At 61.1% G+C, this 529-nt stretch carries 2 protein-coding genes; one reads left to right on the top strand and one right to left on the bottom strand.

Translation table 11 applies throughout. The annotated features are described in order from the left end of the window. Positions 1-271, top strand: a 271-nt coding sequence (locus JK635_RS28235) for an ATP-binding cassette domain-containing protein (protein WP_202653496.1), incomplete at its 5' end; no start/stop codon positions are given. Here JK635_RS28235 and JK635_RS28230 read toward each other — a convergent pair. Next, on the bottom strand, positions 272-529 hold a 258-nt coding region (locus JK635_RS28230), incomplete at its 5' end, for a hypothetical protein (RefSeq protein WP_235887983.1). It abuts the gene before it with no gap.

Raw genomic sequence — 529 nt, 5'->3', positions numbered from 1 at the left:
GCCCGATCAGCTCTCGGGCGGCCAGCAGCAACGCGTGGCGGTGGCTCGCGCGCTGGTCACTCGCCCTGCGCTGCTCCTGGCCGATGAACCGACTGGCAACCTCGATAGCAAGGCCGCCGTTGAAGTTTTCCAACTGTTCCGCAAATTCAACCATGAGTTCGGTTGTGCCGTTCTGCTGGTCACGCACGATGCGCGCATGTCCGAGCAGTGCGACCGCACCATCAGGCTGGCGGACGGCAGCATCGAAAGTGATGATGGCGCAGGCTCCTGATCAGTCGATGGCGAATCCCCACCCGGGTAGCAATGGCCGCTTGCGGCCGGCAAGACATGAAACAGTCATCCCATCGTGACGACCGCAACGCACAGCCAGTGTCCGGTTGTATGGGATGATCCAGGCCCGGGCCGTGCAGTGAACGTGGCGGCGGCGGATGTGCCTCCATTGGGAAAGGGTAATCAATTGATCAGTGAACGGCTCAACAGCAATTGTTTTTGCATCACCCTCGACAAGCGTGCTCTCGACGCCAGGCTT

This window comes from Neobacillus paridis, assembly GCF_016765675.1.
GTDB lineage: Bacteria > Bacillota > Bacilli > Bacillales > Cytobacillaceae > Neobacillus > Neobacillus paridis.
The sequence above is the reverse complement of the archived record's forward strand: the minus strand, read 5'-3'. Positions and strand labels throughout refer to the sequence as shown.